This is a genomic window from Microbacterium sp. ZOR0019 (genome assembly GCF_000800925.1).
GTDB lineage: Bacteria > Actinomycetota > Actinomycetes > Actinomycetales > Microbacteriaceae > Microbacterium > Microbacterium aurugineum.
Genome location: NZ_JRKC01000032.1, coordinates 1 through 14,968, shown reverse-complemented (window position 1 = coordinate 14,968; position 14,968 = coordinate 1). Strand labels below are relative to the sequence as shown.

General features: G+C 68.3%; 14 protein-coding genes and 1 tRNA gene. 2 read left to right on the top strand and 13 right to left on the bottom strand.

All coding sequences use genetic code 11. The features are described 5' to 3' along the window. Positions 1-1,050, bottom strand: a complete 1,050-nt coding sequence (mpaB, locus tag L978_RS08035; RefSeq protein WP_052193425.1) for a daptide biosynthesis RiPP recognition protein — start codon at positions 1,048-1,050, stop codon at positions 1-3. After that, positions 1,050-1,772, bottom strand: coding sequence for a hypothetical protein (locus tag L978_RS08030; protein ID WP_052193424.1), 723 nt, complete (start codon positions 1,770-1,772; stop codon positions 1,050-1,052). The genes mpaB and L978_RS08030 overlap by 1 nt, the downstream gene beginning before the upstream one ends. Before the next feature lie 192 nt (positions 1,773-1,964). On the opposite strand from L978_RS08030, the gene L978_RS08025 reads away from it, so the two are divergent. Further along, positions 1,965-2,052: transfer RNA gene (locus L978_RS08025), tRNA-Ser, on the top strand. 118 nt (positions 2,053-2,170) lie between these two features. Here the strand turns inward: L978_RS08025 and L978_RS08020 are convergent. The 8 genes from L978_RS08020 to L978_RS07985 form a co-directional block, all read right to left on the bottom strand. Beyond that, positions 2,171-2,773, bottom strand: coding sequence for a GNAT family N-acetyltransferase (locus tag L978_RS08020; protein ID WP_047522142.1), 603 nt, complete (start codon positions 2,771-2,773; stop codon positions 2,171-2,173). A 28-nt stretch (positions 2,774-2,801) separates the two neighbouring features. Further along, positions 2,802-3,431, bottom strand: a complete 630-nt coding sequence (locus L978_RS08015; RefSeq protein WP_052193423.1) for a phosphatase PAP2 family protein — start codon at positions 3,429-3,431, stop codon at positions 2,802-2,804. A 31-nt stretch (positions 3,432-3,462) separates the two neighbouring features. Further along, entirely contained in the window at positions 3,463-4,851 is a 1,389-nt protein-coding gene (locus L978_RS08010; RefSeq protein WP_197055633.1) for a multidrug effflux MFS transporter, read from the bottom strand. A gap of 129 nt (positions 4,852-4,980) precedes the next feature. Then, positions 4,981-6,147, bottom strand: coding sequence for a cystathionine gamma-synthase (locus tag L978_RS08005; RefSeq protein ID WP_047522137.1), 1,167 nt, complete (start codon positions 6,145-6,147; stop codon positions 4,981-4,983). A gap of 73 nt (positions 6,148-6,220) precedes the next feature. Then, on the bottom strand, positions 6,221-7,597 hold the full coding sequence (locus L978_RS08000; protein WP_047522135.1) for a cystathionine beta-synthase: 1,377 nt from the start codon (positions 7,595-7,597) through the stop codon (positions 6,221-6,223). A 98-nt stretch (positions 7,598-7,695) separates the two neighbouring features. Beyond that, on the bottom strand, positions 7,696-8,658 hold the full coding sequence (locus L978_RS07995) for a carbohydrate ABC transporter permease (RefSeq protein WP_047522133.1): 963 nt from the start codon (positions 8,656-8,658) through the stop codon (positions 7,696-7,698). Further along, on the bottom strand, positions 8,655-9,794 hold the full coding sequence (locus L978_RS07990; protein ID WP_047522131.1) for a carbohydrate ABC transporter permease: 1,140 nt from the start codon (positions 9,792-9,794) through the stop codon (positions 8,655-8,657). Before L978_RS07990 ends, L978_RS07995 begins: the two co-directional genes overlap by 4 nt. A gap of 101 nt (positions 9,795-9,895) precedes the next feature. After that, complete coding sequence (locus L978_RS07985; RefSeq protein WP_047522129.1) at positions 9,896-11,212, bottom strand: ABC transporter substrate-binding protein; 1,317 nt, start codon at positions 11,210-11,212, stop codon at positions 9,896-9,898. A gap of 285 nt (positions 11,213-11,497) precedes the next feature. Between L978_RS07985 and L978_RS07980 the strand changes: the two genes are divergently transcribed. Continuing rightward, a complete protein-coding gene (locus tag L978_RS07980) occupies positions 11,498-12,502 on the top strand; it encodes a LacI family DNA-binding transcriptional regulator (RefSeq protein ID WP_047522127.1) in 1,005 nt (334 codons plus the stop codon). A 77-nt stretch (positions 12,503-12,579) separates the two neighbouring features. On the opposite strand, the gene rplL is transcribed toward L978_RS07980, so the two are convergent. The 3 genes from rplL to L978_RS07965 form a co-directional block, all read right to left on the bottom strand. After that, positions 12,580-12,963 carry a 50S ribosomal protein L7/L12 gene (gene rplL / locus L978_RS07975; protein ID WP_017829128.1) on the bottom strand — a complete coding sequence of 128 codons (384 nt, stop codon included), beginning with the start codon at positions 12,961-12,963 and terminating at the stop codon, positions 12,580-12,582. Positions 12,964-13,011: 48 nt separating this feature from the next. Then, positions 13,012-13,500: a 50S ribosomal protein L10 gene (rplJ, locus tag L978_RS07970; protein WP_017829129.1), complete on the bottom strand. Its 489-nt coding sequence runs from the start codon at positions 13,498-13,500 to the stop codon at positions 13,012-13,014. A 348-nt stretch (positions 13,501-13,848) separates the two neighbouring features. Then, positions 13,849-14,832, bottom strand: a complete 984-nt coding sequence (locus tag L978_RS07965; protein WP_052193422.1) for a type IV toxin-antitoxin system AbiEi family antitoxin domain-containing protein — start codon at positions 14,830-14,832, stop codon at positions 13,849-13,851. Between the last annotated feature and the right edge of the window lie 136 nt (positions 14,833-14,968).

Genomic DNA, 14,968 nt, shown 5'->3' with positions numbered 1-14,968 from the left:
TCAACGCCGGATACCGTTCGCCGGGCGAGCGAGGCCCGCTCGGGTACCGAAGCGGATGTTGAGGATGGTGACGGCCTCGAGGCACAGGGCTCGCGCGTCGGCCACGGAGCCGCCCAGCCGCCGAGCCACGCGCTCCGCCGCGACCTCCGGCGTCGTGGACGTCTGCGTGACGGCGACCACCTGCGCGGCCACCGGGGACAGCAGCTGTCGACGCAACGTCCGCGTGTCTGCCAGGACGAAGCCGTCCGCGTTCTCGATCAGGAACGGATCCGCGGCCCAGGGGTCGGCATCCGCGAGGCCGTCGTCGACGAGCGCCCACCCGAACCCCGAGATGCGGGCGTCGCCGTTGGCCAGGCGGAGCATCTTCACGAGGTCCGTCGCGCAGAGGTATCGCGTCGTCCCCTCGCGCAGCGTCCGATCGGTGACGAACGCCTCTCGAGGCACCGATCCTCCCAAGGCCACGGCCCGGGGTCGCGGTACGGCGAGCACGGCGGGCAGCTCGTCGACGGTTCCGAGGGGATCGCCCTGGACCCCGACGCTGACGGCGCCGTCCGCCCGCACTCTGATCGCGCTCGGGGTCGCGAGCTCGCCCGGTTCCGTGAGTGCGCCGCGGTCCGCCAGGAGGACTCGCGGATCGATCAGTGCCGAGGGGAACACGCCCGTCCGTCGCGCGAGCTCGGCATCGTCGAGGAGAGCCTGCCAGCTGACCGCGTCGAAGAGGCTGAGTGCGGTCGGCCCGGTGAACTGCAGGAATGCCGCAGCGACGTAGTCCTGGAGTTCGACGCCGCGCTCACCGAAGAACAACTCATCCCCGATGTCCTGCAGCGCGCCGGTGTACGGGACGACGCGGGCCGGTCCGGCACAGGGCCTGCTCCCCTCGGGCAGAAGAATCACATCGTCTCGTCCTGCTGCTCCTGCGACACGATCCGCCAGGGCACCGCTTTCGACCAGGAACACCCGCGCGTACCGGTCCGGCACCCCGGTGATCCACTCCCGGAGCGCCCGGGCTCCGACCAGGTCCGCCCCGGGCCCGCGGTGTGCGTCGCGCATCAGACGCGGTCCCGTCGACTCGCCGTCACGAGCGACACGTACAACTCGATCCACGGCCGATCGTCGAGATCCGCCTCGAGGACCCGCGGGTCCACGATGCGCGCGAATGCTCGACCACGACCGGCGTTCTCGGTGGCCACGGCCTCGATGTCTGCGCGCCCGTCGCCCACCCGTCCGAGCAGGAGTCCGTCAGGGCCGTCCCGGTACTCGCCGTCCGCGGTCACGTGCACGCGCACCAGAGAGTCCGGTACCGGATACGCGCGGGTGAACGACGCGGCGGAATCCAGCAGCAGAGCACCGTCGAGGAGCCGTTCGGCGAAGATGCCGGTCGCCCGGGCCGTGTCGGCATCACGGAGGAATGCAGCGAGTCCTTCCGCAGACCCCTGTCGGACGACCGTGAGCCCGCCGCGGAAGCGGAAGCGACCGGCGAGGTAGTCCTGCAGCTGGAACGCGTGGCGCCCGCCGAAGCTCATCTCGTCGCCGGGCGCGTGAAGCGCCCCGGCGAACGGGACGACCCGAGGATCCACTTTCGGGAGGGACCCCGCAGGGACGAAGATCACATCGTCGCGTTCGGCGAGCGCCCGCACCTCGTCGAGGTGCACCACGGATTCGAGGAAGAACACCGCGCACCCCGGAATCGCGCGCTCCGCGGTCACGTACTGCTCGAAGGCCGCCACCGTGCGGTGACTGTCCGGTCGTGCCGTGGTCGAGCTGGCGCGCATGGTCTCCCCCAGTAGCGTCGGATGCGGTACGGCGTTGATCCGTCCTCATCTGAGGCTATTGAGCACTCACACAACTAGCAATATATTCCATACGCGTTATATTGGTCATGACAGGATCGCATGCTGGGCTTCGCCACAGCGCTCTGTCACGTCGCGCTCCGCCGATCGGATAGGATGGACAGGTTGTTCCTTGGTGACGTGTCCGAGCGGCCGAAGGAGCACGCTTGGAAAGCGTGTGTTGTGCAAGCAACCGCGGGTTCGAATCCCGCCGTCACCGCCAAACACGAAAGAGCCTCCGCGCCAGCGGGGGCTCTTTCGTGTTTAACCGGCACCGGGGATTCGGGGAGGAGCGAGCGCAGTGAGCACCGGAGTCCCGCCGTCACCGCTGGATGCGGTGTTCAGGCGTCGAAGCGCACGCCGTAGGTCTGTCCGCCCGGTTCCGCCGGGAGTCGCGTCATTCCGAGGCGTTCGTAGAACGCGGCGGCCCCCGCGTTGTTCGGGTCGATGCCCAGATGCAGGCCTTGGACGCCCCGACGCGTCAGCTCGGCGAACAGGGTCTCGATGAGGGCACGGCCGAGCCCTTGTCCCTGCGTCGCCGGAAGAAGGTCGATGTGCAGGTGGGCCGGGTGGTCTGCGGCATTCGGCTCGATGCCGGGCGCGCGACTGTAGCCGTAGTCGACCATCCGATCCTCGCGGGTGACCACCTCGGCCGGGCGGGGGTACCGCTCCTGACGCGTCGGCCACCACTCCTCGCGGAACCAGGTGTAGAAGGCGTCGGTGTCGTCGGTCGCCACGATGTAGCCGATCGTGCGCCCGTCGTCGCTCTCGACCACCCAGGAGAGGTCCGGATGCCGCTCGGCGTAGGGGACCGCGAACAGGTCTCCCCAGAGCGCATCGTCGGAGAGCACCCCGGTCGCATCGACGCCGGCGTCAGCCGTCTTCACGCAGATCTCGTACAGCGCGGCGCGGTCGGTGGGGCGGTAGGGACGGATGCGCGACACGAAGGACTCCTCTGGACGACGGGCCCGTTCAGCCTATCGGCGCCGCGACCTCGGACCTCGGTTGGCGCACCCACGGGAGCAGCCACGCGGCCAGGACCAGGACCACCCCGGCGCCGACGAGCGCGCCGCCGAGCGTGTCGCTGGCCCAGTGCACCGACAGGAAGGTGCGCGAGAGTGCCATCGCGAGCACCCACAGCACGCCGAGAATCGCCGTCCAGACCCGCGGGAACAGCACCCAGACCACGAGCGCGATCGTCGCGGCGTTCGCCGTGTGGCCCGAGGGGAAGGAGCCGTAGTCGCTCGCCACCAGCATGTCGTCGGGGCGGGCTCGTCCGAAGAGCATCTTGAGCAGTTGCACCGCACCGGCACTCGCGGCGAAACAGAGGGCGGCGAACGCCGCAGACCGCCATCGGCGAGCGAGCACGAGCGCGATGACGGTCAGCAGCGGCACCGCGAAGATCGCCACCCAGCCGCCGCCGATCCAGTTCAGGACGAGGGCGAAGTCGACCATGCCGTCGGCACGGGCTGCGGCGATCATCTCGTTCCACCACCGGTCGAACCCCGGCGTCTCCGGATACGCGAACACGACCAGCGCACCGAGCGCCGTTGCGAGCGCGAGGAGGCCCACTCCCCACCACAGCAGCATCCGCCTGTCCATCGTCCTATTCTGTCGGACGATGCCTGGGCACTCAGGGAGTGAGCATCCCCACGGTGCGCGGACGCACGACGAACCACAGCGACAGCACGCCGATCGCGGCACAACCGACCATCACGGAGGCCATGGTCGTCGCCGTGATCCCGGCGTCGTGCGAGAGCCAGCCTGCGAGCGGCGAGATGAGCCCCGCCACGCCGAAGTTCGTCGCCCCGATGATGGATGCCGCCGTCCCCGCAGCCTTGCCGTGCCGATCGAGCGCCAGCACCTGCACATTGGGGAACGTGAAGCCGCACGCCGTCATGAAGACGAACAACGGGATCACCGTGCCCCACAGCCCGAGTCCGAGCTGATCGGTGACGATGATCGCGACCCCCGCCAGGAGCAGCACAGCGGTCGAGTAGGCCATGACCCACTGCGGTCCGAAGCGGGCGGCGAGCCGTGAGGCCGTCTGCACCCCGGCGACGACACCGAGCGAGTTCACGGCGAACAGCAGACCGTACTGCTGGGCGTCCAGCCCGTGGGTCACCTGGAAGAGGAACGGCGACGCCGAGAGGTACGAGAACAATCCGGAGAAGGTCATGCCGCCGATCACGAGCACACCGAGGAAGACGCGATCAGAGAGCACCGAGCGGTAGCGCTGCGCCATCGTGGCGCCGCCGCCCTGGCGACGCGCGACCGGAAGCGTCTCCGGGATGAACAGGAGCGTGGACAGCAGCATCACGACGCCGTAGGCCGCGAGCACGCCGAAGATCCCCCGCCAGGGCATCAGGGTCAGCAACCAGGAGCCGATCAACGGTGCGATGACCGGTGCGACGCCCGACACCAGCGCGAGACGCGAGAGCATGATGACCAGTCGCCGCCCGCCGAACAGGTCGCGCACGATCGCCATGGCCACCACTCCCCCGGCGGCCGCTCCCACCCCCATCAGCACCCGAGCCGCGCTGAGCAGGCCGAGGTCCGGCGCGAGGGCCGCCCCCACGCTCGCGAGGACGTGCAGGGCGGTGACCACGATCAGCGGCACCCGGCGCCCGACCTTGTCGCTGAGCGGACCGACGACGAGCTGACCCAGGGCGAAGCCGATCATCGTTCCGGTCAGGGTCAGCTGGATCGCGGCAGCCGTGGTCTGGAAGTCTTCCTCCAGCACCGGGAAGGCCGGGAGATAGAGGTCGATCGTGAACGGACCGAGCGCGGTCAGAGCTCCGAGCAGGACGATGTAGAGCGTCCGCCTGCCGAGGGAGATCGCATCTCCCGGGTGCAGCATGATCGGTGCCGTCGCGGGATTCGCGCCGAGGGTGCGGATCGCCCCGGTCGCCGTGGAGGTGCGGATGCTCCCGGTCGCGGTGCGCGCGGGCTGCGGAGTCTCTTCGGTCTGCTGCTCCGACGAGGTGACGGGGATGGAGTCAGTGCGGGGCGCGTCGGACACGACGTCCTTCCAGCGTTCGAGGGGTGGCTTGTCGAATCGTTTCGCCAAGGGGGGAAGCCCCCATGCTAGCGCGTCCGTCTCCCCCGTCGCTGGATCAAATACGTCCCTCGCGACGACCCCGCAGGCGCGTTATTGCTCCCGCACGCGCCTCACGCGCGCCAGCGCCTCGTCCAGGTCGGCGATCAGATCTCCGAGGTCTTCGATGCCGACGGAGAGCCGCACGACGTTCTCCGGGACGGCGAGCTCCGTTCCGCGCACCGACGCATGCGTCATGTCCGATGGATAGCCGATGAGCGACTCCACGCCGCCGAGCGACTCGGCGAGCTGGAACACCGAGGTGCTCTCGGCGAAGGCACGGGCAGCGTCGGTGCCGGCAGCGAGCCCGAACGACAGCATGCCGCCGAAACCGCTCATCTGCGCGGCGGCGATCTCATGCCCGGGGTGCGAGGCGAGTCCCGGGAAGTACACCTGCGAGAACTCCGGCCTCGCCGCCGCCCACTCCGCGATCGCCTGCGCGTTCTCGGAATGCTGCCGCATGCGCAGCGCGAGTGTCTTGATGCCGCGGGTCGTCAGCCACGCATCCATCGGCGCGGACACCGCACCGACGGCGAACTGCTGGAACTTGACCTGCTCGACGTAGCGGTCATCGCCGAACACGACCGCACCGCCGAGCACGTCGGAGTGCCCGCCCAGGTACTTCGTCGTGGAGTGCACGACCAGATCGGCACCGAGCGCGAGGGGCTGCTGCAGCGCAGGAGAGGCGAAGGTGTTGTCCACGACCACGATCGCACCGGCCGCGTGCGCGAGCTCGGTGATCACGGCGATGTCGACGATCTTCAGCAGAGGATTGCTCGGCGTCTCCAGCCACACGATCTTCGTCTCCGGACGGATCGCGGCACGGAGCAGGTCCACGTCCGAGAGCTCGACCGTCGTCGTCTCCACACCCCAGGGAGCCAGCACCCGGGTGAGCAGCCGGTAGGTGCCGCCGTACACGTCGTTCCCGAGCAGGACGTGGTCCCCCGGCTTCAGGATTCCCCGCAGCAGCGCGTCCTCCGCCGCGAGCCCCGAGGCGAAGGAGAGCGCGCGCACTCCGCCTTCGAGAGCCGCGAGCTGGGTCTCCAGGGAGGAACGCGTGGGGTTGCCCGCACGGTTGTACTCGTAGCCCTCGCGGAAGCCGCCGATGCCGTCCTGCACGTGCGTGGAGGACTGGTAGATCGGCGGGATGATCGCCCCCGTCGTCGGGTCGGCAGCTTGTCCTGCGTGGATGGCGCGGGTGGCGAAGGCGTGGTCGGACATGACCTCAGCCTACGTCCGCGCCCGGAGCCGCGGACGTCCCGTTACGCCACGGGTCGCCGCTCCTCGGAAGACGTCAACGGGACAGGTACGCGAGCAGGTCCTGGCGGGTCAGCACCGTGTGCGGCTTGCCGTCCTCCGTCACCAGCAGCGCGTCGGCCTCGGCGAGCGCGGCCCGCGCCTGTGCGACCGAGGCGTGGATGCCGACGAGCGGAAGCCGCTCCCCCACGTGCGCCCCCACGGCGTCGGTCGCGTTCGCCTCGCCACGGAACAGCAGGTCGAGCAGCCCCTTCTCGTCGACCGCGCCGAGCACCTCGCCCATCATGACGGGCGGCTCGGCGCTGAGCACGACCAACTGCGAGACGTCGTACTCGGTCATCATGCCGATCGCTTCGAGCACGGTGTCGGTCGGGTGGGCGTGCACGAGGTCCGGGATCGCCGCTCCCTGTCTGTGCGGACGTGCCGCGAGCACGTCCGCGACGGTCTCCCCGTCCTCCACATCGCTGAACCCGTAGGAGCGCATCCATCCGTCGTTGAAGATCTTGCCCAGGTAGCCGCGGCCTCCGTCGGGCAGCAGCACGACCATGACGGCATCCGCCGGGAGGTCCCGTGCGACGCGCAGCGCACCGACCACCGCCATCCCGCTGGATCCGCCGACGAGGATGCCCTCCTCGCGGGCGAGGCGCCGCGTCATCGCGAAGGCGTCGGCGTCGCCGACCGCGACGATCTCGTGCGGCACGGTGGGGTCGTAGGCGCCCGGCCAGATGTCCTCCCCCACGCCCTCGACGAGGTACGGCCGTCCGGTACCCCCGCTGTACACGCTGCCCTCCGGGTCGACACCGACGATCCGCACCCGGCCCTCCGAGATCTCCCGCAGGTAGCGACCGGTGCCCGTGATCGTGCCGCCCGTGCCGACCCCGGCGACGAAGTGCGTGACCCCGCCGTCGGTGTCGCGCCAGATCTCCGGACCCGTGGTCTCGTAGTGGCTGCGCGGGCCGTTCGGGTTCTCGTACTGGTTCGGCTTGAACGCGCCGGGGATCTCCCGCGCCAGCCGATCGCTCACGCTGTAATACGACTCCGGGCTGTCGGGCGCGACCGAGGTCGGCGTCACCACGACCTCCGCCCCGTACGCGCGCAGCACGTCGATCTTGTCCTCGCCCACCTTGTCGGGCAGCACGAACACGCACTTGTAGCCGCGCTGCTGGGCCACGAGCGCCAGACCCACACCGGTGTTGCCGCTGGTCGGTTCGACGATCGTCCCGCCCGGCTTCAGGTCGCCGGCGGCTTCGGCGGCGTCGATGATCCGCGCGGCGATCCGATCCTTCGACGAGCCGCCCGGGTTCAGGTACTCGAGCTTCACGAGGACCGTGCACGCGACGCCCTCGGTGACGTGACGGAGCTTCACGAGGGGCGTGTCGCCGACGAGGTCGACGATGGAGTCTGCGTACTTCATGCCTTCAGGGTAGACGCGCGGATGCCGCGGGCGGGGTTGTGTTTCTCCCGACCGCGGCATCCGTTCTCACGAAAGGCCCCTCTGTCTTCCGAAGTGTGTCAGCCCTTCGTCGATCCGGCCAGCAGGCCGCGGACGAAGTAGCGCTGGAGGGCGAAGAACACGATCAGCGGCACGATGATCGAGACGAAGGCGCCTGCCGTGAGCAGGTACCAGTCGTTTCCTCGCGTGCCCGTGATCTCGGCCAACAGCTTCGTGATCGGCGCCGCGGCTCCGTCGGCGAACACCAGCGCCACGAGCAGGTCGTTCCAGACCCAGAGGAACTGGAAGATCGCGACCGAGGCGATCGCCGGCATCGTCAGCGGAAGCACCACACGGAAGAAGATCTGCCCGCGGGATGCACCGTCGACGCGTGCGGCCTCGATGATCTCGCCGGGGATCTCCGACATGAAGTTGTGCAGCAGGTAGATCGCCAGCGGAAGCGCGAACATCGAGTGCGCGATCCACACCTGCGCGTAGCCCTGGGACGCATCGAGCGGCAGTGTGACCTGCAGCCCGAAGAGGTTGAGACCGCGGGAGAACGAACTCAGCAACGGCACCAGGGCCATCTGGATCGGCACGATCTGCAACGCGAACACGAAGATGAACAGCGCGTTGCGGCCCTTGAAGTCGATCCAGGCGAACGCGTAGGCCGCCATGGAAGCGATCATCAGCGGCACGATGGTCGCCGGGATCGTGATCGCGATCGAGTTGACGAACGACTCCAGGATGGTGAGCTGCGTCGTGCCGGACTGCAGCACGTCGACGTAGTTCTCGATCGTCACCTGCGGATCGGCGAAGAACGTCCACCATCCCGTGGTCTGGATCTGATCCCGCGGCCGGAACGACGAGATGAACAGTCCGAGCGTCGGGATCGTCCACATGAACGCGATGACGATGGACGCCACCGATGCCCACGGCCGGGACAGCTTCTTGCGAGTGCGGCCTGCGGCGCCCTCGAACCCGCCGCCGGTGGTGATCGCGCGCGTGCTGAGGGCGGCGTCTGACTTCACGGTGTCGGTCATCGGATCTCCCGCTGCTTCTTGATCTGGCGTGCGTTGTAGATCACGATCGGCAGCACCAGGATGAACAGGATGACGGAGAGCGCGGCACTGCGCCCCGCCTCGAACTTCGAGAACTGCGTGTACATCTCGTTCGCGAGAGTCGAGGTGCCGTAGTTGCCGGCGGTCATCGTCCGCACGATGTCGAACACCTTCAGCGATGCGATCGAGATGGTCGTGAGGACCACGATGAGCGCGGGGCGGATCGCGGGGACGGTCACCGACACGAACCGCTGCCAGGCGTTCGCGCCGTCCAGCTCCGCCGCCTCCAGCAGTTCCGCCGGCACTCCCTTGATCGATGCCGACAGCACGACCATCGCGAAACCGGTCTGCACCCAGATGAGCACGACGATCAGGAACAGGTTGTTCCACGGCTCATTGAGCAGCCATTGCTGCGGCGTGCCCCCGAGCCACACGAGGATCTGGTTGAGGAGACCGATCTGCTCGTACTGCGGCCCGCGGTACTCGTAGATGAATCGCCAGATGATGCTCGCCCCGACGAAGGAGATCGCCATCGGCATGAAGACCAGGACCTTGTAGATCTTCTCGCCGCGGGTGCGGTCGATGAACACCGCGTAGGCGAGGCCGACGATCGTGGAGATCGTCGGCACCAGGAGCACCCAGACGATCGTGTTGATCACGGCCGTGATGCCGTCGGACTGCGTGAAGATCCACAGGTAGTTGTTCAGACCGACGAACTCGTTGCCCGAGGAGTTCATGAACGACGAGAACATCGTCTGGATCGACGGCAGGACGAGGCCGACAAGCAGCAGCAGCAGCGCCGGAGCCATGAAGGCCACGAGCTGGATCAGATACCCCGCGCCATCGCGGGAGCGATAGTCGAGCCAGAAGAACAGAGCGCCGACGGCGACGGCCACTCCCATCGCCCAGTAATAGGAGTTGAAGAAGAACATCACCACGAGGGGGATGAGCAGGCACATCGCCAATCGGACGAAGGTGTAGAGCTTTCCCCTGCGCGGAGCGATGTCCACCAGGAGCAGGATGATCGCCACGACCACCGCGAAAGCGATGACTACGGCGACGGCCTGCAGGACCGGCGGGAGCGAGCCGATCCAACGGAAGAAATTAGTCGCGTTCACGGATTCCCCTTCATCACGCGGACCGGATCAGCGGCGCGCACGTCGGTGTGCGCGCCGCGGGGCTGAGGGGCCGCCCCGTGCGGGACGGCCCCTCCCCCGGATCAGCTGCTCGGCCAGCCGGTCTCGATCTGCGTGAGCACCTCATCGGTCGAGGTGCCGTTGACCCACGCGACCATGCCCTTCCAGAAGGTCCCGGCGCCGACGGCACCAGGCATCAGGTCGGACGCGTCGAAGCGGAAGGTCGTGTCCGGGTCCTGCAGGATCTTGATGGTCTCCTGGAGGATCGGGTCCTTCGCGTTCGCAGGGTCGAGTCCGTTGTTGGCGGACGTGACGCCACCGAGGCTGACGCGGCTGTTCGCCCACTCGGGGCTGGACAGGTACGCGAGCACCTTCTGGGTCGCCTCGGAGTCGCTGAACCCGCCGACGATCTCACCGGCACCGGTCACGGCCGTGTCACCCTCGGACTCACCCGGGAGCATGAACGCCCAGATGTCGCCGTCCTCAGCGATCTCCGTGCCCTCCGGGAAGAAGCCGGAGAGGAAGGACGCCTGGTGGGTCAGTGCGCACGTGCCCTCGGCGAGGGCGGGAGCGACGTCACCGAATGCGGTCGAGTTGATCGAGCGCACGTCACCGAAACCGGCGTTCACGTTCGCCGGGTTCAGCAGGATCTCGCCGACCGAGTCGAACGCCGACTTGATCTGCGGGTCGGTGAACTTGACGTCGTTGGTGACCCACTGGTCGTAGACGTCCGGGCCGGACTGACGCAGCACGTAGTCCTCGACCCAGTCCGTTCCCGGCCAGCCGGTCGCCGTTCCGGACTCGAAACCGGCGCACCACGCGGGAGTACCGGTCGCCGTCTGGATCGTCTCGGTCAGCGCGGACATCTCGTCGAGCGTCTTCGGAACCTCGACGCCCCACTCCGCGAACTTCGCCGGCGAGTACCAGATCCAACCCTTGACGTTGGCCATCAGCGGCGCCCCGTAGAAGGTGCCGTCGACGGTGCCGTAGTTCACCCAGTCCTCGGTCCAGTACTCGTTGGCGTTCTTCTCGACCTCTTCGGGAGCAGGCTTGAGGAAGTCACGCTTGGCGAAGTCGGCGAACAGACCGGGCTGCGGGAAGATCGCGATGTCCGGCGGGTTCCCGCCCTGTGCGCGGGTACCGAGCTGCGTCTCGAAGTCCTGGCTGCCCTCGTACTTGATGGTGATGCCGTTCTCGTCGGCCCAGTCCTTCCAGGACTCCTGGAGGAGCTCCGCCTCCGAGTCGACGATCGTGCCGTAGATCGTGACGGTGGCGTCGCCACCATCACCACCGTCTGTGCCCGGCGCACCGCCGGGAGCCCCGCAGCCTGCGAGCGCGATGCCCGCGACCCCCAGCAGGGCGATCGGCGCGTAACGCCGGGAACGCTGTGACAGAGCCATGTGAATTCTCCTCTTCGAGTACAGGTTCCCTCCTGGTGCGACGCCACCCCGCGGCATCGTTAGGGAACCGATTCCAGGCCAACCTACTGTCCCTGTGCACCCCCGCACAACACGCAAGGGTCACAAGCTCGCAACCATTCGGCGCGAGGAACCACCGGGCTTGGGAGCGCTCCCTCACTCCAGCCCTGGAACCGGTTCCTTTTTCCCCGTCCGCGGGCTACGCTGACACCCGGCGCGCGCTACGCCGCCGCCCACGAAACCGCGTGATCAGGTCGAGGAGGACCGATGAGCACGATCGCGGATGTCGCGTCGCGTGCCGGGGTGTCGAAGGCCACGGCCAGCCGCGCCCTGAGCGGACGGGGCTATGTCTCGGACGAGACGCGGACGCGCGTCGAGGTCGCCGCCCGCGAACTCGCCTACGTCGCGCACTCCTCCGCGACGAGTCTCGCGACGGGGCGGACGCAGACGGTCGGGATCGTCATGCCGCCCGTCGACCGCTGGTTCTTCGCCGAACTCCTCGCCGGGATCCAGGAGTCGCTGTTCGCCCTCGACTACGACCTCTCCCTCTACGGGGTGCCTGAGGGGTCGCAGACCAGGGAACGGCTGTTCGAGAACGTGCTGCCCGGCCGTCGTTTCGACGGGATCATCGCCGTCGGCATCCAGCCGAACGCGCATGAGCTCGAGCGCCTGCAGCGCACCGGAAGACCGCTGGTGAGCGTCGGGCCCTACGGCGAGGGCTCGAGCGCGGTCTCGATCGATGATGCGGCGGCCGCACGCATCGCGACCGAGCATCTGATCGAGCTCGGCCACACCGAGATCGCCTTCGTCGGCGGCCCGACAGACGCGACGGGACGGAGCTTCGGTGACACGCGGCGGCTCGACGGCTACCGCGACGCGCTGAGCGCCGCAGGACTCGCTTCGCACGCCCGGGTCGCGGGCACGGCCCCGACCATGCCCGGAGGCTACACCGCGGCGGCGGGGCTGCTCGGCGATCGGCGAAACCGACCGACCGCGATCGTGGGCGTGTGCGACGAGGCCGCCATCGGGGCGATCATCGCCGCCCGCCGCCTGGGCATCGCCGTACCCACCGAGCTCAGCGTCGTGGGTATCGATGACCACGAGCACGCGGACATGTTCGCCCTCACCACGATCGGGCAGTCCCCGAGGGAACAGGGTCACGAAGCCGTTCGCCTGCTGATGCAGCGGATCGACCGGCCGGACGCTCCGCAGGAGCATGTGGCTGCCGCTTCCGCCCTCGTGGTGCGCAACTCGACCGCTCCCCCGCGCTGACGACGGCCACGCGCGGCCCGGAACGCACGAAGGCCCCGGGCGAACCCGGGGCCTTCGCAGAAAACGCTGAAGCGTGATTACTTGAGGGTAACCGTCGCGCCGGCCTCTTCGAGAGCAGCCTTGGCCTTCTCGGCGGTCTCCTTGTTGGCGCCCTCGAGGACGGCCTTCGGGGCACCGTCGACGACGGCCTTGGCCTCGCCGAGACCCAGCGAGGTGAGCTCGCGGACGGTCTTGATGACCTGGATCTTCTTGTCACCAGCGGCCTCGAGGATGACGTCGAAGGAGTCCTTCTCTTCCTCAGCCTCTGCAGCGCCTGCGCCACCCGCAGCGCCGGCAACGGCGACGGGAGCAGCAGCGGTGACCTCGAACTTCTCCTCGAACGCCTTCACGAACTCGTTGAGCTCGATGAGGGTCAGGCCGGCGAACTGCTCGAGCAGTTCCTCGGTGGAAAGCTTCGCCATGATGTATCTCCTAGATAGATGGGGTTTGTAGACGAGATCGCAGGTCGCTTACGCGGCCTCTGCGGTCTCCAGCTTTTCGCGAAGAGCGTCGATGGTGGCGGCAGCCTTGCCCATCGTCGCCTTCATCATGCCCGCAGCCTTCGCCAGCAGAACCTCACGGCTCTCGAGCGCGGCGTACTTGTTGACCTCGTCCGCGGTGAGGGCGTTGCCCTCGAAGATGCCGGACTTGATCACGAGAAGCGGGTTGGCCTTGGCGAAGTCACGCAGAGCCTTGGCGGTGGCGACGAAGTCACCGTGCACGAACGCGACAGCCGACGGACCCTTGAGGTCGTCGTCCAGCGCGGAGATGCCAGCCTTGTTGGCGGCGATCTTGGTCAGCGTGTTCTTCACCACGGCGTACTCAGCGTCCTGACGGATGCTGTTGCGCAGCTCCTTGAGCTGGGCAACCGTCAGACCGCGGTACTCGGTCAGCAGAACGGCAGTCGAGTTCTCGAATGACTTCGTGAGCTCGGCGACCGATGCATCCTTCTGCGCCATGGTCACTCCTTGGTGTGTACGAGGCGCCGCACGGTGGTGGGGCGCCGACCTGGACCACCTGCATAGAAAAAGCTCCGGCGCAAGCGCACGGAGCTTTGGAAAGTTCGTGTCCTGCGCGGGCCCCTGCTGTGCAGAGCTTCGATCGTTGTGCGCATGTGCTCACGACGATGACCAGCGGTCTTCGGTTACGACAACTGTACCCGACGCATCCCCCTCCCCCAAATCCACTCCCCGGTCCCCTTCTCCTCCCGGTCCCCGAATGCCGACACCCCCTCTGAGCGCCGAGGCCCCTCCTGCGCCCCGCGAACCCGACGGGGTCTCGGCGGCGTGCGGGGGCGTCGACGCGGGCTACCCGGGAGGGCGGATGCCGTACGCGGAGAGCGTGGCGCCGAGCGCATCCGGGGAGGCGATGTCGGACGACCCCCACCGGACCATCCGCCATCCGGTCACCCCTCGGATCGCGTCCTCCCGGCGCTTCTCCTCGAGCACGACCTCCTCGACGCTCCGTCCTCGGCGAAGGATGGCGTTGCGGTACTTGTACTCTCCGTCGAACTCGCCGAAACAGTGCGAGCGACGGAACCCGAAATCGACCCAGTAGTCCTCCCCTCCCGGCCCGCGCACGTGCACCTGCAGTTCGGGCGCCGTGAAGCCGAGCCTGTGCAGCTGCAGACGACTGACGCTCTCACCCGGCAGCTGTGCCCGTCCGTCGGCGAACTCGATCACCCGTCGCGCCCGGCGCACGCCCCGCGAGTGCGAGCGGAGGGCCCGCTCCATCATCCGTGCCCGCCAGCCCTCGACCGCCCCGGCGTCCTGGACCTGACCCGAGACGGCCTCGCGACGGAGTGCGGCATCCGCGGCGGACAACCCGACCTCCTCGCGGGTCGAGCAGGCCAGGTCGAGGATCGTGCGGTCGAGCGACGTGCACCTGATGCCATCGACGTCGACGACCTCCGCGGGAGGAACCTCGACGTCGTGCCACATCACCCCGGACCGGGTCCTCCCATGCCTGGCCCCGGCGATGACCGCGTGGACCTTCCGGGGCGCCAGCCGATACAACGGAAGGCCGTGCAGGACCGCGGCGGACGGCCCCCAGAACACCGGCCCCGGACCGTCGGAGTTGAGAGCGGCCGCAACCACTTCGACGAGATGACGCCCCTCGTTCCAGAGCCCGTCCCATCGGTCGGCCTCGACGTAGCGCCCCCGGCGCACTCGGCGGAGGGACCCCGCAGCGACACGCGATCCGATCTCCCGTTCCGTGTGCCCCTTCACGAGCAACTCGCCCCGCGTCCTGAGGAGCGAGCGGACGTCGGTGACATCGATCCTGTTCGGCATCCCGTCATCGTGAGGCCTCCGACACCCCCTGCCACCGTCGCTCACAGGGCCGATCCCAGGTCTCGAGGTCGCCCGATCGGTGCAGGAACAGTCGCCACCGCCCCACGCCCCCGCTGAGCGTCCGCACCCCCGCTGA

Bases quoted from the DNA above. Each gene is read 5' to 3' on its own strand.
- mpaB (WP_052193425.1), bottom strand. From the start codon at position 1,050: ATGCGCGACGCACACCGCGGGCCCGGGGCGGACCTGGTCGGAGCCCGG.
- L978_RS08030 (WP_052193424.1), bottom strand. From the start codon at position 1,772: ATGCGCGCCAGCTCGACCACGGCACGACCGGACAGTCACCGCACGGTG.
- L978_RS08015 (WP_052193423.1), bottom strand. From the start codon at position 3,431: ATGGACAGGCGGATGCTGCTGTGGTGGGGAGTGGGCCTCCTCGCGCTC.
- L978_RS08005 (WP_047522137.1), bottom strand. From the start codon at position 6,147: ATGTCCGACCACGCCTTCGCCACCCGCGCCATCCACGCAGGACAAGCT.
- L978_RS08000 (WP_047522135.1), bottom strand. From the start codon at position 7,597: ATGAAGTACGCAGACTCCATCGTCGACCTCGTCGGCGACACGCCCCTC.
- L978_RS07995 (WP_047522133.1), bottom strand. From the start codon at position 8,658: ATGACCGACACCGTGAAGTCAGACGCCGCCCTCAGCACGCGCGCGATC.
- L978_RS07985 (WP_047522129.1), bottom strand. From the start codon at position 11,212: ATGGCTCTGTCACAGCGTTCCCGGCGTTACGCGCCGATCGCCCTGCTG.
- L978_RS07980 (WP_047522127.1), top strand. From the start codon at position 11,498: ATGAGCACGATCGCGGATGTCGCGTCGCGTGCCGGGGTGTCGAAGGCC.
- rplL (WP_017829128.1), bottom strand. From the start codon at position 12,963: ATGGCGAAGCTTTCCACCGAGGAACTGCTCGAGCAGTTCGCCGGCCTG.
- rplJ (WP_017829129.1), bottom strand. From the start codon at position 13,500: ATGGCGCAGAAGGATGCATCGGTCGCCGAGCTCACGAAGTCATTCGAG.
- L978_RS07965 (WP_052193422.1), bottom strand. From the start codon at position 14,832: ATGCCGAACAGGATCGATGTCACCGACGTCCGCTCGCTCCTCAGGACG.